Origin of the sequence: Bifidobacterium sp. W8112, from assembly GCF_016101425.1 — a bacterium.
Lineage (GTDB): Bacteria > Actinomycetota > Actinomycetes > Actinomycetales > Bifidobacteriaceae > Bombiscardovia > Bombiscardovia apousia.
Genome location: NZ_JACFQN010000002.1, coordinates 624,356 through 642,075 on the forward strand (window position 1 = coordinate 624,356; position 17,720 = coordinate 642,075).

At 53.4% G+C, this 17,720-nt stretch carries 12 protein-coding genes and 1 tRNA gene; 7 read left to right on the top strand and 6 right to left on the bottom strand.

What is annotated here, in order from left to right:
- Nucleotides 1-100: 100 nt before the first annotated feature.
- On the bottom strand, nucleotides 101-1,120 hold the full coding sequence (gene rfbB / locus H3T92_RS06735) for a dTDP-glucose 4,6-dehydratase (protein ID WP_144085281.1): 1,020 nt from the start codon (nucleotides 1,118-1,120) through the stop codon (nucleotides 101-103).
- Nucleotides 1,121-1,223: 103 nt separating this feature from the next.
- Here rfbB and H3T92_RS06740 point away from each other — a divergent pair, with 103 nt between their 5' ends.
- The gene (locus tag H3T92_RS06740) at nucleotides 1,224-2,627 is read left to right on the top strand and encodes a DUF2142 domain-containing protein (RefSeq protein WP_144085280.1); all 1,404 of its coding nucleotides are present in this window, start codon (nucleotides 1,224-1,226) and stop codon (nucleotides 2,625-2,627) included.
- 93 nt (nucleotides 2,628-2,720) lie between these two features.
- Nucleotides 2,721-4,157 (top strand): DUF2142 domain-containing protein, encoded by a 1,437-nt coding sequence (locus H3T92_RS06745; RefSeq protein WP_186279351.1) that lies wholly within the window; start codon nucleotides 2,721-2,723, stop codon nucleotides 4,155-4,157.
- An 84-nt stretch (nucleotides 4,158-4,241) separates the two neighbouring features.
- Here H3T92_RS06745 and H3T92_RS06750 read toward each other — a convergent pair whose 3' ends face one another.
- The 3 genes from H3T92_RS06750 to H3T92_RS06760 all read right to left on the bottom strand — a co-directional run bounded on the left by H3T92_RS06750 (nucleotide 4,242) and on the right by H3T92_RS06760 (nucleotide 8,231).
- Nucleotides 4,242-4,958: a glycosyltransferase family 2 protein gene (locus tag H3T92_RS06750; RefSeq protein ID WP_144085278.1), complete on the bottom strand. Its 717-nt coding sequence runs from the start codon at nucleotides 4,956-4,958 to the stop codon at nucleotides 4,242-4,244.
- A gap of 467 nt (nucleotides 4,959-5,425) precedes the next feature.
- Nucleotides 5,426-7,369: a DUF6541 family protein gene (locus tag H3T92_RS06755; protein WP_144085277.1), complete on the bottom strand. Its 1,944-nt coding sequence runs from the start codon at nucleotides 7,367-7,369 to the stop codon at nucleotides 5,426-5,428.
- Nucleotides 7,370-7,472: 103 nt separating this feature from the next.
- On the bottom strand, nucleotides 7,473-8,231 hold the full coding sequence (locus tag H3T92_RS06760; RefSeq protein ID WP_144085276.1) for a metal-dependent transcriptional regulator: 759 nt from the start codon (nucleotides 8,229-8,231) through the stop codon (nucleotides 7,473-7,475).
- Nucleotides 8,232-8,407: 176 nt separating this feature from the next.
- Between H3T92_RS06760 and H3T92_RS06765 the strand changes: the two genes are divergently transcribed.
- From H3T92_RS06765 to H3T92_RS06775, 3 genes are all read left to right on the top strand, one after another.
- Nucleotides 8,408-9,850 (top strand): Nramp family divalent metal transporter, encoded by a 1,443-nt coding sequence (locus H3T92_RS06765; RefSeq protein WP_218971711.1) that lies wholly within the window; start codon nucleotides 8,408-8,410, stop codon nucleotides 9,848-9,850.
- Between the two features lie 321 nt (nucleotides 9,851-10,171).
- Nucleotides 10,172-11,614: a catalase gene (locus tag H3T92_RS06770; protein ID WP_144085275.1), complete on the top strand. Its 1,443-nt coding sequence runs from the start codon at nucleotides 10,172-10,174 to the stop codon at nucleotides 11,612-11,614.
- 126 nt (nucleotides 11,615-11,740) lie between these two features.
- Nucleotides 11,741-11,828: transfer RNA gene (locus H3T92_RS06775), tRNA-Ser, on the top strand.
- Between the two features lie 607 nt (nucleotides 11,829-12,435).
- Here the strand turns inward: H3T92_RS06775 and H3T92_RS06780 are convergent.
- Nucleotides 12,436-13,869, bottom strand: a complete 1,434-nt coding sequence (locus tag H3T92_RS06780; protein WP_198189644.1) for an MDR family MFS transporter — start codon at nucleotides 13,867-13,869, stop codon at nucleotides 12,436-12,438.
- 63 nt (nucleotides 13,870-13,932) lie between these two features.
- Nucleotides 13,933-14,316, bottom strand: coding sequence for a MarR family winged helix-turn-helix transcriptional regulator (locus H3T92_RS06785; protein WP_198189645.1), 384 nt, complete (start codon nucleotides 14,314-14,316; stop codon nucleotides 13,933-13,935).
- 683 nt (nucleotides 14,317-14,999) lie between these two features.
- Between H3T92_RS06785 and H3T92_RS06790 the strand changes: the two genes are divergently transcribed.
- Together H3T92_RS06790 and H3T92_RS06795 are read left to right on the top strand one after the other, a co-directional pair.
- A complete protein-coding gene (locus H3T92_RS06790; protein WP_198189646.1) occupies nucleotides 15,000-15,437 on the top strand; it encodes a MarR family winged helix-turn-helix transcriptional regulator in 438 nt (145 codons plus the stop codon).
- Nucleotides 15,434-17,707, top strand: a complete 2,274-nt coding sequence (locus H3T92_RS06795) for an ATP-binding cassette domain-containing protein (protein WP_198189647.1) — start codon at nucleotides 15,434-15,436, stop codon at nucleotides 17,705-17,707. The genes H3T92_RS06790 and H3T92_RS06795 overlap by 4 nt, the downstream gene beginning before the upstream one ends.
- Nucleotides 17,708-17,720: the final 13 nt, after the last annotated feature.

Sequence of the window (17,720 nt, forward strand, 5' to 3'; positions counted from 1 at the left end):
CTTTCTTACGGGATCGATCATCTTTCATCACTAGGGGGAAGCGAATATCACTCGAGCAACGCAGAAAGCAACTTCGCATCCCGACGTGTTGTCCTCACGGTCACTGTCCGTTGCGACGATATTTCGCTTCGGTGGCTGCCTTAGCAGGCTCCCACCAATCCCGGTTATTCCTATACCAATCTATTGTCTGCTCCAAGCCACTTTCAAAATCTGTATGCACAGGCTTCCACCCAAGCTCGGTACGAAGTTTGGTGGAGTCAATTGCATAACGGCGGTCATGCCCCGGACGATCCTTGACTTTGTCGAAGGCATCCTCAGGCTGGCCCATTACTCTAAGGATGTCGCGGAGAACATCGATGTTGTTGCGTTCCCCGTCTGCTCCAATCAAGTAGGTCTCCCCCAGACGACCCTTGGTCAGAATAGTCCAGACAGCACTTGAATGGTCTTCGGTATGAATCCAATCCCTGACGTTGAGACCGTCGCCGTAGAGTTTTGGGCGAATTCCATCCAGAATATTGGTGATCTGACGGGGAATGAACTTCTCCACGTGCTGGTAAGGACCGTAGTTGTTGCTGCAGTTGGAAATAGTCATTCGAACCCCAAAGGTTCTGTACCAGGCACGGACCAGAAGATCCGAAGAAGCTTTCGTTGACGAATATGGGCTTGAAGGACGATAGGGTGTCTCTTCTGTGAACCTAGATGGATCATCAAGGGCCAGGTCGCCATAAACTTCGTCTGTACTCACATGATGATAACGGACATCGTACTTGCGAGCAGCTTCGAGGAGTCTAAAAGTACCCACAACATTTGTCTGTACAAAGGGTTCGGGATTCATTATCGAGTTGTCGTTATGGGACTCTGCAGCATAATGCACGATAGCATCATGGTCGGGTACGATTTTATTTAACAGCTCTTCATCGCAGATATTGCCATGAACAAACTCGACCCTGTCTTTCGGTAGCCCCTCTATATTCTTTAGGTTGCCGGCATAGGTAAGCGCATCCAATACGGTGACGTGCACATTAGGATGATGATCAACTACATAGTGAACAAAGTTGGAGCCTATAAATCCACAGCCGCCGGTCACAAGGATGTTACTGGGTGAAAAGAAATCTGCCATGCGAACTATTATACGATAATGCTACTTCCTTTTTTAGGTGTGCTAATGTACCTCTGTTGTATTCAGCTACGGGCCTCTATGGTCGCTAAGCAAGGGGGCCTGCGTGAAACTGCAAGCTAAACGATTAAACAGTCACAGCACCTTTGCGGTATTGTTCTTCCTCATTATTTCCATATTCGAGGGCATGGTCTTTCTGACCAATGTCGGAGCCCTGACCCTGCCAGATGGTGACATGCATGCCAACGCCTCGTATGCCATGGCAACCGGGCAAATAATGAATTTGCCAGAGCGTCATACGGACACATTCGGAAACACAATAAAGAGCCAGCATATTTCAGGTGACTCCCGATTCCTCCACAACAAGGGCATGAACAACGCGTTAGTGATGGACATCATCGGTGACCCCATGGCCACCGACCCTTACATAGGCAATCAACGCTTGGCCGATCAGAGGCCGTCTTCCCAAGTCACTCTCCCTGACAAGACATTTCCTTCGCGTGCAAACCAATACTTCCCTCTGGTCTACTTGCCACAAGGGATAGGTGTATGGATCGGACTCCACACGGGCCTTAGTCCCTACAACGTCTGGCAATGCGGGAGAATAGCGAATTTTGCCTTCTACCTCCTCCTAATCAGCCTGGCCATCACAATGATTCCCAAAGGGAAGTATTTCATAGCCATACTGAGTTCGCTCTACCCAACCATATTCATAGCATCCAGCCTCATGGCAGATGCCATGTTCATCAGTATCTGTACATGCTTCATCGCCTATTTCTTCTCCCTCTCAACCCACGATAAACCGGTAACCCGAGGTCAGATGGGAATCCTTATAGGACTCACTGTTTGCCTTTTCCTCTTTAAAACGGTGTACGTGGCACTGGCTCTGTTGGTATGGGCACTACCTAAGTCACTAATGACAACGAAACGCAAGGCCAAATTCACAGGCATATCAGCCCTGATTGCACTCCCAATTTATGGCTTGTGGAGTTCGTTCTATCAGATTGTACCGGCAATCGCTAGCATTGCTGACAACACCCATTTCATGTTCAGGCACCCCTTAAAGGTCATATTCACTATTTCTTGGAATCTTATAGAGTTCCCCAAAAAGCTCTTGAAAATCGGTCCAACTGCCTTGGTTCCTACACTCGTCGTGCTGACGGCTTGGATCATTCTGTTCACTTCCGACAGATATATGGCGGCGGGCCAGAACTCTCCGTCTGCTTCTATACGTCGATACCGGTACGTCTGGGTTTCCATCGTCGCGTTCTTCTGCGCAGCTTTCCTGGCCTTCCTCTTCATTGATCTCACTTGGAACGATATGACTGTCATGAGGACCGTCCATGCGATACAGGGGTTTCAGGGGAGGTATCTCACCCCGCTTCTGCCCCTCATGACCAGTATCTGTTTCTTCCCGCCCGAGAAGACATCAACCACTCGAGCCCCGCAGACACCGACCGATTCTATTGAGGAAACTCCCAGAGCAGAGAATGCTTCTCCAATGCAATAGCCGTGATCCTCGGCATCGTCAATGCCTACTTTATCGTCCAGCATCAGCGCATACTTATTATCTTCTAATATGCTTATCGGCAGGAGCCCAAACATGCAAAAGCAACCAATACGAGCCCTGAAAAAGAGCAAAGGGGCTCTGCTGTTCTTTCTTATGTTCGCCTTGCTCCAAGGCAGCTTCTATATCACGACAGTGGGTGCGCTGTCCTTACCCGATCCAAATATTCATGCCTATGCCTCGTACGCCGCTGCCACCGGACAAATTCTCAACAAACCCGATCTACACGTAGATCACTACGGTAATACAACCAAAATCCAGCAGCTTCACGGCGATTCCCGCTTTCTAAGTCTTCAGGGATGCCAGAACGCATTAGTAGCGACTCTTCTGAACCAGACAGCAGACTATGATCCAGCAATTGAGGCTCAAAAGGCTGTTAATAATTCGGCACCAAGCAGGGAAGTCACCACAGATTCCCTTAAACTCACGAACCGCGCCAACCAATATTTCCCGGCTGTATTCCTGCCGCAGGCTATGGGCATCTGGATGGGCCTTCATACGCATCAATCCCCTTACCAGACTTGGCAATTGGGTCGGATGAGCAACCTGCTGGTTTACACCATCATGTTCTGCCTAGCCATTGTTATCATCCCTAGAGGGAAAATATTTTTGGCTATCATCGGTGCACTGCCACATGGTATGTTCATCGCATCGAGTCTCATGGCAGATTCTCTTTTTATCAGCCTGTGCGCCGTATTTATCGCCCTCTTCATGGCCATCACCACACGTAACCAGCCCGCCACAAGGACGGAGATGATAGCCGTATCGGTGCTCACAGTGCTCTTGTTCATGTGCAAAACGGTCTACGCAAGTCTTGTTATATTGATTCTCGTCCTGCCTCGACGGATTCTCTCGACCAAACGGAAAGCTCTTTATTTGGGTTTCTCCGCCCTCATCATACTGGCAGTGTATAGTACCTGGTCATCCTTGTACTCAACTGTTTGGGCTGAAGCATCCGTCTCTCAGAATTTAATCTTCATGATTCGCCATCCATTGAGGATGTTCATAGCTGTGGCGTGGAACTTCATGAGAGAACCTATGCAGCTGCTTAGACTAGGCGCTCCCTCAATCCTCCTAGTAGTCATAATTGGTCTGGCCTTGGGATTGCTCATCCACAACTTCCCCCGTCCCCGATACAAAGTTACTTCAACTCGAGAATTTATAAGCATATATCGATACCAGATCACCTCGGCTTTTGCTTTCCTCCTCCTTATTTATATGGTCTATGCAGCAATGATGCTCACTTGGAACACACTGCCTCTGATGAGGATTGGTGATTCCATCAAGGGAATTCAGGCCAGGTACTTTGAACCTTTTCTTCCCCTCCTAGTCTGCATCGTCTTCCATGCCCCTGGCGAAAACCTCACTGCCACAAAAGATTCCAAAGCAGAATCCAATAAGACACAGCCGCCAAAAATAAAGGAAACTGGAGAGGAAACCACGAAGAAAAGTCAGAATACCGAGGCGATCTAAAATTAATGACCCAAGGACGTCCAGCTTCGTAGAAGATTATGGCCTGTAATTTTTGATATCGATGTGAGTAGTTACATTACCGTTTTAATCGGCAGATTGGATACCCTCACGCTGAGTAAAGCGGTTTTTGAAGATCCATTTCAAATGACCCAGCCCGGTTTTTACGTAGGACTGTTTTGTCTCTCCAAGCCTAGTTCGCTGAGTAACTTTAATTTCGCCGAAACGATCACCCAGATATTTATGAGCATTAAGTTTGATCTGGGGAGAAAGGTTCCAGTCGCCCTCCGTCAAATGCAGGGAAGGGACAACACTACGCTCGAATACCCACATCCCAGACAGGGAGTCATGAATGATGATTGCATAAAGAAAGAAAATTTCAAGGTTCAGGACTTTTACCCCCAGTTGCAGGGTGAAAGGAATGTTTTTATCTGGATACCGTGAGCAGGAAGCAAAGACCAGACTACGGTTTTTCATAATGCCTAAGATACGCGGAAGATCTTCGATAGGATAAGTACCGTCGGAATCTGCACATACGATAATCGAACTCTTGGCTCTACTGATTCCAGTCATATGAGCAAACCCATAACCGATTCCAGAGACTACACGATCATCAACAAGTAAATGGAAACGTGGATACAACTTTTCAAGCTGTCGACCAATTGCAACCGTATTATCAGTGGATTTATTGCTGACGCAGATTATCTCGTCGTAGAAATCGGGAATAGCGGCAACCATCCGAGCCAGATGCTTTGCCTCATTACGGCATGGCATAACCAGAGATATCGTCAAACCGTACAGCATCGCTTGTTACTCCTTCGCATCTTCTCTTCGCCCTGCAAGGGAAGCCGCTAATGACAGCACAATAACAAGGCAAATATACTTCGACTATCATAATCTACCCTTTACCGGAATGAAGTACTATCTCAGCCTGACCGGCCGGAAACACTGCACGACTTCTACCCTGGTCAATAGTTCATCCCTGCTTCAGCTACTCTCGAAGAGTATACGGAATGATAAAACATACTTGCCTATATCTGCTAACGACCATGTTCGTGAATTAACTGATTATAGCGTACCATATCCCGTAGTGTTATTAACAGGCAATACAACTGATTATTGCACTTTATCGAAGCGGCACTAACTGCTATTGCCGTCTTTCCTCAGAAGCCCAATTTCATTGATCTAGGCATATCCCGGAATAGGCCACAGTGATCTTGTACACTCATTACCCTCATCAATGAACACGCACCGCCTGGTGTTGGCATTTATTAGCTGCACGATAAACGGTAGAGTTCCCAAGGCTGACTACCTCCAACAGGTGACCCGAAGTCCTTGATCTTCTGAAGAGCCCCCGATTTTATGTATCTATCGAAAAGTGCTTGATTATGGAACGGATAATACTGGGCTTTATAGGTGAACATTTGCAGATCAGATGCCTGATCGCCCATAGTAAGCAGGTACTTATTCGTTGGAGTTGCAGTCCTGTTTTCGGCCCCTTTGTCATAGCTGGTAGTGACCGGACAAGTCGTGCTCAACATGAGCTCGGGATCCCCGGAAGCGAACGCGTGTTCTACCTGACCAAAGACCTTGCCATTCTTGGTATCCATGGGGTTATATACCGGGTACAGCATGTCTATGCCATACAGTGTCATCCCATACATGGATCCGTTGAGCGGATCAGCAATTACAGTGGAATGCGGCCCCACCAATTGGTTGACTTGAGAAAGCACTTGACGTTTCCGGTCGGTAAGCTGCTCCGATTGGTCAGTCTTAGTAAAACCCGTGTTTCGAGCCACGCTCGATGCTACCGCCTCCCGAGTGGGGTTAAAGAAGCAGGCCGCAGTTGTCAAGCAGACCAAGAGAAGAACTACTACAAAATTCGATCCGTACTCTCTATAGAGAACCGACACGAAAGACCTCTTATTTGTGTCCGGTCTGTATTGGAATAGGCATCGCATACCGAAAACCAACAGAGGCACAACGCCAAGCGGGATCATTGTCAATGGCCGAGTCTCTCCTCGGTACCAAGCAGCGGTAAGCACATTAGCCAGTGGCCCCTTAACCGCAGCTGCACATACGAAAATCACCCCTATCAGTACATATGAGAGAACAAGTGCCAAACCATCCTTGAACCGTCTGCCGCTCAGAGCCAGTGCAGACACAATGGAAAGCACCAGGCAGACAGCCATTGCCAGGCCGGAAATACCAGGCAGAAAATCAGTAATGACAATTCGGAAGGCTTCAGACAGGCTCCGCGTAGGCTGATAAGTGTGAAACCAATTGGACGGATGCAGGAAATCCTTCCCATGATCACGGCGCATCACATACAAGGCAAAGAACAGAACCGCGACTCCCAGACCTCCGAGAGCCGCAAGAATCCAACGCCACGGCAATCTGAAGAGAACGAAAAACCCTATCAGCACCAGGTAGGTAAAGGCAACACGTGGATGAGCCAGCATGACAAGCAATCCAAAAACGATGTTGACGATCGCCCACTGCAATATATGACGAGGGCCATCTGCACGTTCAGCAGTCACAGCATCAATGAGTCGCAGACCGGCATAAAGCGCAAAAGGCAGCAAAGCAGTCCCCAGACCATAGGCAAAGAGGGGACCAGCACTCAGAGTCCAATATGGGAAAGCCGCTGAAATGACGGACAATATGGGCACAGCGGCAGAAAGCAGACAACGTTGCCAAGTACACAGCCCATCCAGGAAATACGAGGTCCAGAGCAGCATGCCCATAGGAAAAATCAAACCGGCATAAGCAATCCAAATCAGATTGACACCAGCAAATATAGTGATGTCGATGCCAAACAATGCGCACAACCGCATGATCCCGTAAACCAGAAGATGAAACAAAGGCGGATAAAACGAGTCATTGGGATTCAGAGTCAGCGCAACCGATAGACCATTCCTAAGCAGCTTACGAATGAAATAATAATGAGAAGGGGCATCGATTTCCTGAATCGGAGACAACCAAATATCTCCAGTGCGAGAGAACCAAACCAGCACCAGTGTCAAGGCGATCAGAATTCCGAACAGTCCCGCATATATATGGGCATGTCTATGCAACCGAGAAAACGAAGAGGAACTTGTATCTGCCGATCTGCGAATGGCACGATCACGTGCCAGCGGGCATGCTACCAAGGCAGATGAGCCAACCACTTTTTCTTGGCCCAGGTCGCGATCTTTTCTCGTATCTGCATCCATACCTGCACCCTTAAGGATTACGCCGGAATCTGCCCGACTGACTGTTCCTTGGCATTGGATTTGACCCGCACAGATTCTTGGCATCTGACTATAGCCATCACCATCATGCCATACTGACCTGAATCAGATCAGCGGCTTTTAAGTCCACATCGACGACATTCTGAGCATCCTCATTCTGCGCTTCCAAATTCGTCGCCGGATTACTGCCCAACTCCGTGGGAGAAGTTGCCGGAGCAGCAGGCGCAAGAGTACTCACCTGAAACTTCGCAATCCCGTCCTTGTTTTCCCTGCTTTCCACACGCAGAATACTCCCAGGCACGAGACCGAGACGAACGAGATACCTGAGGATGTCCGAATCCTCGTCGCTGACTCGTTGAATGCAGACCTTTGAGCCTATCGGCACCTCGGATAGAAGACTGGTAGCCGGCATATCAGGCAGATCTCCGTCAGCCGATGGTATGGCATCCCCGTGTGGATCCGCAGTGGGGTGTCCCAGATATTCGTCGATGCGGTCCACCATCTTGTCAGAGACGGCGTGCTCAAGGCTGTCCGCCTCCTCATGCACCTCATCCCATCCGTAACCGAGAACCTGCACCAGGAAGGTCTCCAGCAGCCTATGGCGCCGGACCATGGTGACCGCATAGCGACGACCGGTTTGGGTCAGCTCCACCTTGCCGTAAGGCCTGTGAGTGACCAGACCGGCATCGACCAGACGACCCAGCGCGCCCGAGACCGTCGACTGTTTCATGCCCGTCCTTTCGGCCACCGCAGTGGGCTGGACAGGGCCCTTGTCCCATTCCTGAAGATCCCAGATGACCTTGAGATAATCCTGGGCGCTAGAAGACAGTTCGGCAATTCCCATGTTCCACAGTCTATAGCACAGATCCATGGCGCGACCCGCGAGCAACCCCCGCAGGCATATTTTGAGATTGTCACAGATCACCTCTGGTATTCTTCATCGAGCGCCACTAGACTTCGAAGGGTCGAAGTCTATAGCCAGCCACACGACCACCACGGTCCAGAATCAAGGAAGGTGACATGCCGAACACTCAGACCCGACCCGCCTCAGGGTCCGCCAGTCCAGCCGGATCCGAAGTCAGGACTCCGCCGTCCAGTCGGCAGCACCAATCCCATCCCATCATTGAGACGGCCAATGGGCGCTCCCTGGAGGAGATCAACGCCACGGTCTCCGTACCCAATTCGACCTCCTCCTTCTGGAAGAACCTGGCAGCCTTCTCCGGCCCGGGCGCCCTGGTGGCAGTCGGTTACATGGATCCCGGCAACTGGATCACCTCCATTGGCGGCGGCGCCCAGTATGGCTACCTGCTCATGAGCGTCATCCTGATCTCCAGCCTGATCGCCATGATGCTGCAGTACATGTCGGCCAAGCTGGGAATCGTGACTGGTCTGGACCTGGCCCAGGCCACCCGCCAGCACACCAGCCGCCGGCTCAGCTTCGTCCTCTGGATCTGCACGGAGCTGGCTGTGATGGCTACCGACATCGCCGAGGTGATCGGCGGGGCCATCGCCCTGAAACTGCTCTTCGGCATTCCGCTGATCCTGGGCGTGACGCTGACCGTGCTGGATGTGCTCATCCTCCTGCTGCTGACCAAGATCGGCTTCCGCCGCATCGAAGCCATCGTGGCCACCCTGATCCTGGTCATCATGGCGGTATTCCTTTACGAGGTCTTCCTGGCCAGGCCCGACATGCCCGCAGTCTTCCGCGGCTTCATCCCCGACAAGGCCATCCTGGGCAACGGACAGCTGACCATGGCTCTGGGCATCGTGGGCGCCACGGTCATGCCCCACAACCTTTACCTGCACTCATCCATCGTTCAGACCCGCGACTTCGACCGCAGCGACGACCGTCAGGTTGCCAACGCGGTCCGCTTCGCCACCTGGGATTCCAACATCCAGCTGTCCGCCGCCTTCGTGGTCAACTGCCTGCTGCTGATGCTGGGTGCAGCCATGTTCTTCGGACACGGCGAGGGGCTGGATACCTTCACTGCCCTCTACAACGCTCTCGGCGACAAGACCATCGCCGGCCCGGTCGCCTCCGGTCTGCTCTCCACCCTCTTCGCTGTGGCCCTGCTGGCCTCCGGTCAGAACTCGACCATTACCGGCACTCTGACCGGACAGATCGTCATGGAGGGCTTCATCCGCATGAGGATTCCTCTCTGGCTGCGCAGGCTGGTCACCCGTGTGATCTCCATCATCCCCGTGCTGATCTGCACCATCGCCTTCGGCGGCAAGGAGTCCGCCCTGGATAGTCTGCTGGTCTACTCCCAGGTCTTCCTGTGCGTGGCCCTGCCCATATCCATGATCCCCCTGGTCTGGTACACCTCCTCCAAGAAGATCATGGGCAAGTATGCCAACCCTCGATGGATGGCCTTCCTGGCCTGGATTGTCGTGGCTATCCTGACCGGGCTTAACCTCCAGCTGGTCATCCAGGATGTGGGCGAACTGATACAGATGCTCTGAGCACCAGTGCTCTGATGAGAGCCGTCGCCGTTTGCCGATTGAATGAGGCATCGTCGGCGGCTCTCTTGCAGTTCCGCCCGCAACAGACACATCACTCTTCGTCGTCATGAGCATCTTGCTCGATTAGTGACATATCTGACTCTCGCTCAGCGCGCATATCCACCAACTCAATCCCCAGTCAGATACGGTGGAGAATAGCAGGATTTTATCAAGAGTCCTGTCATCAGCGATCGAGTGGTCAACCAGGAGCTGGGTCGCAGACCTGGCCAGCTTGGGACTGTCAATCGCAAAACTCATAGAGGTCAGAGGAATCGAGCAAACATGAACGACAAACTTACTACCAACGAAGGGCAGCCCTGGGCAGACAACAACCATAGCCAGACGGCGGGCACCCGCGGACCCATCCTCATGCAGGACTACCAGCTCCTCGAAAAGCTGGCCCACTTCAACCGCGAGCGCATACCAGAGCGCGTAGTCCACGCCAAGGGGGCTGGGGCCAAGGGAACCTTCACCTTGACCAAGGACATGAGCGCCTACACCAAGGCCGACGTATTCAACGGAGCCGGCAAGACCACGCCCATTCTGCTGCGCTTCTCCCAGGTGGCCGGTGAATCCGGTTATCCCGACACCCTGCGTGACGTGCGCGGTTTCGCCCTGCGCTTCTACACGCAGGAGGGCAACTACGACGTGGTGGGCAATAACACGCCCATATTCTTCGTCAACGACCCCCTGAAGTTCCCCGACTTCATCCACTCGCAGAAGCGCGACCCGGCCACCCACCTGCGCAGCCAGGAGATGCAGTGGGACTTCTGGTCGCACTCCCCTGAGTCTGTCCACCAGGTCACCTATCTGATGGGTGACAGGGGCAACCCTGCCAGCTACCGGAACATGAACGGCTACGGAAGCCACACCTTCAAGTGGGTCAACGCGAAAGGCGAGCAGTTCTGGGTCAAGTACCACTTCCTGAGCGAGCAGGGCGTGAAGAACATGACCGACGAGACCGCCGCCAAGGTCGCCTCCGAGGACACGGACTTCCTCCTGCATGATCTTTACGATGCCATCGACAGGGGCGACTACCCCAAGTGGAAGGTCTGCGTGCAGATCCTTCCTTACCAGGAGGGCCTGGACTACAAGGACGATATCTTCGACGTGACCAAGGTGGTCTCCAAGAAGGACTATCCGCGCATTGAGATAGGCGAGTTCGTGCTGGACACCAACCCGACCAACTACTTTGATGATGTGGAGGAAGCCGCCTTCTCCCCCGCCAACTTCGTCCCTGGCATTGAGCCTTCCCCCGACAAGCTGCTGCAGGGCCGTCTTTTCGGGTACAAGGACGCCGAACGTTACCGTCTGGGCGCCAACTACGAACAGCTGCCCATCAACCGCCCAGTCAATGAGGTCCACAACTACGAGCGCGATGGGTTCATGTCCCAGGGTCAGGATGGATCGGTCAACTACGAGCCCAACAGCAAGGGCGGCCCCGTGGAAGACAACGATGCCAAAATGCACAGCGATGCCGTCCAAGGGCAGACCGAGTACTCCCGCCCCTATGACAATGACTACTATTCCGCGGCCGGCCGTCTCTATAGGCTGATGAGCCCGGAAGAGAAAGACCGCCTGATACAGACCATCAAGAACACCCTGGGCTCTGTCGATGACCAGGAGATCCAGGTTCTCGAGACCAGGCAGTTCTACCAGGCTGACCCGGAGTACGGCCAGCGCGTGGCTGAGGCTCTTGGCCTTTCCATGGATCAGATCAAGTAATACAAGAACAGGGCGGGAACTGTCGGCGACACGTCTGAACTGGCTTGCAATCCCCGCCCTGTGTTATTATTTCCTAGTTGCCTTGATCAGGGTCACGTAGGCTACGGCCCCATTCATTGCAGCCTTGGAGGATTCGCCTAGTGGTCTATGGCGCACGCTTGGAAAGCGTGTTGGGTTCACGCCCTCACGAGTTCGAATCTCGTATCCTCCGCCAGCGGAGTCTTGGACAGTGGCCCAAGACTCTTTTTGTATGCAGAATATCGGTATTGTCATCCTTTACGCTATCGATCCCCTGATCTTCCACTTTGTTTGATCTTATCCGTTCGTTTAATATAGTGAGCTAGGCGGTCTTGTTGCCAGAAGAGGCCTCATCACCTAAGTGCCTCGCAAGACAGTGATGTCCGGAGGCGACCAGACGCTGCGAGCATGGGCGAGACAAAGAAAGTTCAAGGCCATGCCGTTGAAGACTTACGGCAAACGCGAGAGAGGATACGCTCAGCCCCGTCACCGGCTACAAGTTGGCACCCATAGATCTTTGCGACGGGTGATCTTACTTAAGCGAATCACCGGTCGCTTCCTGGACAGGCTGATAGGCGCCTCTTCTGGTCTGAGCGCTGAGTGCGTCCACAGCAGACTGAAGGTTATACGATCTGCAAATGTAATGATCGGCATCATATCAATTTCCATTTCGCACATCTATATAAGCGTCATACCTTTTTAAGTATCAAATTATGACCGATGCCTGTATCCCTGCTCGTTGGCATCATGAGCCAATCGATGTCAGCAACGGTCCCTGCTTTGAAAGCGAAAAGACACCTTTCTTACTCAGTCGTAGTTCTGTTCGGTTTAAGGAAGAGCGAGCCGCATAGGCCGATCAGGGCTATGACTGCAAGGAAGATGAAAGCCCATTGGTAGCCCTGGTCGAGAGCCTGGGCTGTCGTGGCTCCACTGAGACTGCCACGCTGGGAACCGATGGTTACGATCATCATAGCGGCGGCCGTACCGAGCGAACCGCCCACCTGACGGACAGTCGAGGCAGCCGCGTTGCCATGAGCCGTAAGTTCCGTCGGCAGAGCGTTGATGCCCTCGGTGAAAGTGGTCATCATGACCAGTGCCACTCCTGCCAGGCGCAGAGCATAAGAGAAGGCGATCACAATAAGACTGGTAGTGGTGCCGAACCATATCATCGGCAAGGTTCCGGCCAGCAGCACCGTGTACCCCAAAAGGGAAATCTTCCTCGCTCCGATTCTTTGATAGATCAGACCAGAGAGAGGGTTGAATATGCCCATGACAATGGCTCCCGGCAGCATGACCAGACCAGAGGTGAGCGCGCTTGACCCGCGCGTATTCTGCAAATAGAGAGGAAGGACCAGCTCCACACCGACCATGGCGATGTTGCTCAGGGTGCTCAGCAGACTGGTCAGATTGAAGATGGCATTCGTGAAAACTCGCAAATTCACCAGCGGAGACTCCAGAAGCAGCTGACGCCGACAGAACAGGGCCACCACCAGCAAGCCGGCCAGAAGCAATCCGAGGTCAAGCACTGAGGCACCGCCCGCCTCCCCAATGGCGGACAGGGCGTACAGAATGAGCCCGAAACCCAGGCAGGAGTAAACCACGGAAGGCGTGTCCAGCCGGGTTCTCACCTGCCGGTTGACCGTGTAGACCAGGAAGAACGAGGCCACCAGAATCGCAGCGCTCAAGGCAGCAAGCAGCACAAACAAGGCCCTCCAGGACCAGTGCTCCAAAACAAACCCTGAGAGCGTGGGGCCAACCGTCGGACCTAAGGCCACCACCAGGCCCACCACGCCCAGGGCCACGCCGCGCCTATCCGGCGGGAAAAGCAGTAGTACCACATTCTGCATGAAAGGCATCAGCGATCCAGCGGCTATGGCCTGGATGATCCTGCCCGCCAACAGCAGCGGGAAATGCCCTTCGGAGAAGACACAGACCAGGGAGCCGGTCAGAAAAATAGCCATCAGGACCATGAAGGTGTGCTTGGATCGGAAGTTGGAAAACACCCAAGCCGATACGGGTATCATCAGCCCCACCACCAGCAGATAGGAGGTGCTCAGCCACTGAGCAGTGGATTGGGGCACATGGAATTCCGCCATGATGGTGGGCAGAGCATTGTTAAGGAAGGTCTCCGCCATCAAGGCCAGGAAGGCCCCTGCCAAAAGCGTGCCCATCATCGCAGTGCGACTTCCCTCAGCCCCTCCTTGGCTGCCTTCCCCCTTGGCGCCATCCTTATTCATATTGCATCCTCTCCGTCCTTCACCGGCTCGGGCCAAAGCCTGCGTGATCCGACTAAAAGCAGATCAGGATTCCATGTTTCTAATGATTCGTTCCAGGTAGCCGACCAGCTGCCTGCTCTCCTGCTCATCGAACCCTTTCAAGGCAAGCTCGCCCGTGTTCTCTAATACATGCCGGATCTCGACCTGGTGGGCGTTCAGCTCCTTCCGCGCCTGCCCGGTGAGCTCAAGAACCATCTGACGTCGGTCATCACTCTGCGGCTTTGCCGTCAGCCATCCTGCCTTGACCAGCCGTTTGACAACCCCCCGAACCGTAGGATGGCTCAAACGGAACCTGTCGCCCACAGTCTTCTGCGTAACCTCCAGGCCCTCATGCTCAAACAGGTAATAAACCATGACAAACTGAGGACCAGTCAGATTGGGAAAGATGCTCCGCACACACTCGTTCATATGCTTTTCCAGCAGAGTGTTGGCTATTTTGACCAGTCCCTCTGGCCGCTTCTCCGAGAGCTCCAAAAGTTACCGCCTCCCTAAAATGTAGCATGCTACATTCTTAACAAAGAAAGCCTGGCTGTCAAATCAAAGAACTACAAAACCTATCCAACAACGTTCGCAATACAGGAGGCGAGGGGATGCTCGAGCCAAAGAAGAGCCATAGCTCAGCCTCTCCGACCGGTGGACATGCTGGCTTACCCGGCATTGAGGTGTCAGTATCGTCGTTCTGCATAACCGACCGACTAAGCAAAACTGATAGGGCGATAAGTTGACACTCCGTCCCACCACCCCCTGTCAACAAATCACGAGCCTTGAGTCCCATAGCCCCTCTTTGCCTTGGAGCAACCGACACAAAGAACCGCTAACCCGCCTCAAGGGATCCACCCGGCAAACATACGCCTACTCTCATGCAAGAAGCTCTTACAAGCAACAATGAAGGCATGCGAGAGCGTCCTTTGCACAGAAAGGTCCAATTAAGCGTTCCATGAAATATCCTGCGCTATTTCAACAAAACACAGCGAATATCGAACCTCCTGAGACCCGACTTCATCGGTCCGATACAGTCAGACAAGACCGAAGCCAGAGCGTAGCTGCCTATCTGGGAGATAGATAGTTTCCAATATGATATAGTTTCTATAATGAAATCAAATAAGTCGTCCTCCCTTTACGATGCGCTCATGTATCTGCAGTGCGAATTCGTAGCAGAGCGCAACAGGGTCAATCCGGGGAACATTACTTGGCAACAGTTCGACATCCTAACCATTCTGCGCACAGGAGCGTCCACGCCCTCACAGATTGGCCAACGACTCGGCATGAGCCGATCCAAGATCTCCAAGAACCTGAGCACGCTGCGCGACCTCGGATATATCAAACAAACGCCCGATACTCATGACCGGCGCGAGCTGGAAACCAGCCTGACCCCGGATGGCCGGGACATGCTCGGCATCATCGATCAACAGCACAAGACCCTCGAGGAGGATGCCCGACGGGTCTGGTCCGAAGACGAGCAGGAAGAGTTCACAGCTCTTGCCAACAGGCTTATCGCCAAGCTGCGCCAGGAGCGAGTCGACCGATGAAGACCGAGTGCATTCTTATTGATCGGGCCTCCACACACAACCTCAAGCAAGTCTCGCTGGCCATACCAAAGCGGGCCATCACCGTGGTCACCGGCCTGTCGGGTTCAGGAAAGTCGTCTCTCGTATTTTCCACGCTGGCAGCCGAGTCACAGCGCATGATCAACCGCAGCTACAGCTCCTACATTCAGCAGCTCATGCCCAAGTATGAGCCTGCGGAAGTCGTCCACATCGACAACCTGCCCTTCTCCATTGTCGTCACCCAGAAACAGCTCTCGGGCAACGCCCGCTCGACCGTGGGCACCTATACCGACATCTACACCGCCCTGCGCCTGCTGTTCTCCCGCATGGCCCAGCCCTTCATCGGGTACTCCATGACGTACTCCTTCAACAATCCTGCGGGAATGTGCCCGACCTGCCAGGGCCTGGGAACTGTACGTAGCCTGGTGCTTGATCGCCTGCTCAACGTGGATCTCTCGCTGAATCAGGGAGCCATCAACTTTCCAACCTTCCAGCCGGGCGGTTGGAGACTGACCAGGTATACGGATTCAGGCTATTTTGACAACGATCTGCCCCTACGTGAGTGGACCAGCAGTGATCTTGACCTCCTGCTCTACGGCAAGAAGCAAAAACCGGCACACCCTGGCCCCGCCTGGCATAAGACGGCCATATATGAAGGATTGGTGCCCCGGATCACCAAGACCTTCATGAATCAGAGCAACGACAAATACCAGCATGAGCTCGAGCAAGTTACACGAATCGCCCAGTGTCCCGACTGCCAAGGGGCCAGGGTCAACGCCAAGGTACGCTCAGCAAAGATCGGCGGACTGAACATAGCCGATTGCTCAGCCATGAGCGTGGCTGACCTGCAGGACTGGCTGGAGCAGATCCATAACGATCAGGCTGATACCATTCTGGAGGACCTGGAGCGCAAGATAGCCAATATGATAACGGTTGGGCTGGGCTACTTGAGCCTGGAGCGCGGCACCCCTACCCTTTCCGGAGGAGAGGGGCAGCGCCTGAAAATCGCCAACTGCCTGAACAGCCCTTTGAATGATGTTCTTTACATCTTTGACGAACCGAGCGTTGGCTTGCATCCCCATGACCTGACTGGGATCAAGAAAATCTTCAAGGGCTTGCGGAACAAGGGCAATACGGTGGTGATCGTGGACCATGACCCCGAGCTCATCGCCATCGCCGATCATATCGTCGACATGGGGCCAGGAGCAGGCAGGGAAGGCGGACGCATCGTCTTCGAGGGGGACTACCAGTCTCTGCTGGAAAGCGGCACAACCACTGGCAGAGCCCTGTCGGATCCAGGCGTAGTGAGCGAACCAGCGGCGCCTTCACATGGCTTTTACACAGTAGACAAGGTCACTGCCCATAACGTCAGAGAAGCCCGCGCCAAAATACCCAGGCATATGCTGACTGTGGTGACCGGAGTGGCCGGCTCAGGTAAGAGCACGCTGATCAGGGAAGGCTTCATGGCTCAGCACGATGCCATACTCCTGGATCAGAAGCCGATCAAGGCCAGTGGACGCTCCAACCTGTTGACCTACTTGGGCGTCTTCGACCCGCTGCGTAAGACCTTCGCCAAGGCCACAGGTGAATCCCCTTCACTCTTTTCATTCAACGCTGCTGGAGCCTGTCCGGTTTGCAAGGGCAAGGGAGTCGTCACCCTGGATATTGCTTACATGGGTGATACCAGCACTGTCTGCGAAAGCTGCCATGGAACCAGGTATTCAACGCAGGCTCTGTCTGCCAGATATCGCGGTTTCAGCATTGCTCAGGTGCTGAAACTGACTGCCAGCGAACCTATGCACCAATATCGTGAAGTGCTGGGGCCAGCCATGAAGGCACTGGAGGACGTCGGGCTGTCTTACCTATCCATTGGGCAGGCCCTCGATACGCTCTCAGGCGGTGAGTTGCAACGCCTCAAACTGGCCAAGCTGCTCAAAGACGGAATTCGTGAGACCTTGATTTTGGATGAGCCCACCAGTGGCCTGCACGAATCCAATATCTTGCAGCAGATTGCGCTCTTGCGCAAACTCATCGCAAGCAAAGGACTCACTATCATCGCCATAGAACACAACCTGCGCTTCATAGGTCAGGCTGACTGGGTGATCGACATGGGCCCAGGAGCCGGGAGCGCGGGCGGCAAGGTGCTGTTTGAAGGGGCTCCTCTTGCACTGCTGCGCCGCAATGACACTCCCACAGCCCGAGCCATGAATGCCTATTTCGGATTTTTCAATGATGCTGCAGTGCAACCATAAGCGGCTGCATTCA

Coding starts and splice junctions, on each gene's coding strand:
- H3T92_RS06785 (WP_198189645.1), bottom strand. CDS start 14,316: ATGAACGAGTGTGTGCGGAGCATCTTTCCCAATCTGACTGGTCCTCAG.
- H3T92_RS06760 (WP_144085276.1), bottom strand. CDS start 8,231: ATGGGAATTGCCGAACTGTCTTCTAGCGCCCAGGATTATCTCAAGGTC.
- H3T92_RS06750 (WP_144085278.1), bottom strand. CDS start 4,958: ATGCTGTACGGTTTGACGATATCTCTGGTTATGCCATGCCGTAATGAG.
- H3T92_RS06765 (WP_218971711.1), top strand. CDS start 8,408: ATGCCGAACACTCAGACCCGACCCGCCTCAGGGTCCGCCAGTCCAGCC.
- H3T92_RS06770 (WP_144085275.1), top strand. CDS start 10,172: ATGAACGACAAACTTACTACCAACGAAGGGCAGCCCTGGGCAGACAAC.
- H3T92_RS06745 (WP_186279351.1), top strand. CDS start 2,721: ATGCAAAAGCAACCAATACGAGCCCTGAAAAAGAGCAAAGGGGCTCTG.
- rfbB (WP_144085281.1), bottom strand. CDS start 1,120: ATGGCAGATTTCTTTTCACCCAGTAACATCCTTGTGACCGGCGGCTGT.
- H3T92_RS06790 (WP_198189646.1), top strand. CDS start 15,000: ATGAAATCAAATAAGTCGTCCTCCCTTTACGATGCGCTCATGTATCTG.
- H3T92_RS06755 (WP_144085277.1), bottom strand. CDS start 7,369: ATGGATGCAGATACGAGAAAAGATCGCGACCTGGGCCAAGAAAAAGTG.
- H3T92_RS06795 (WP_198189647.1), top strand. CDS start 15,434: ATGAAGACCGAGTGCATTCTTATTGATCGGGCCTCCACACACAACCTC.
- H3T92_RS06780 (WP_198189644.1), bottom strand. CDS start 13,869: ATGAATAAGGATGGCGCCAAGGGGGAAGGCAGCCAAGGAGGGGCTGAG.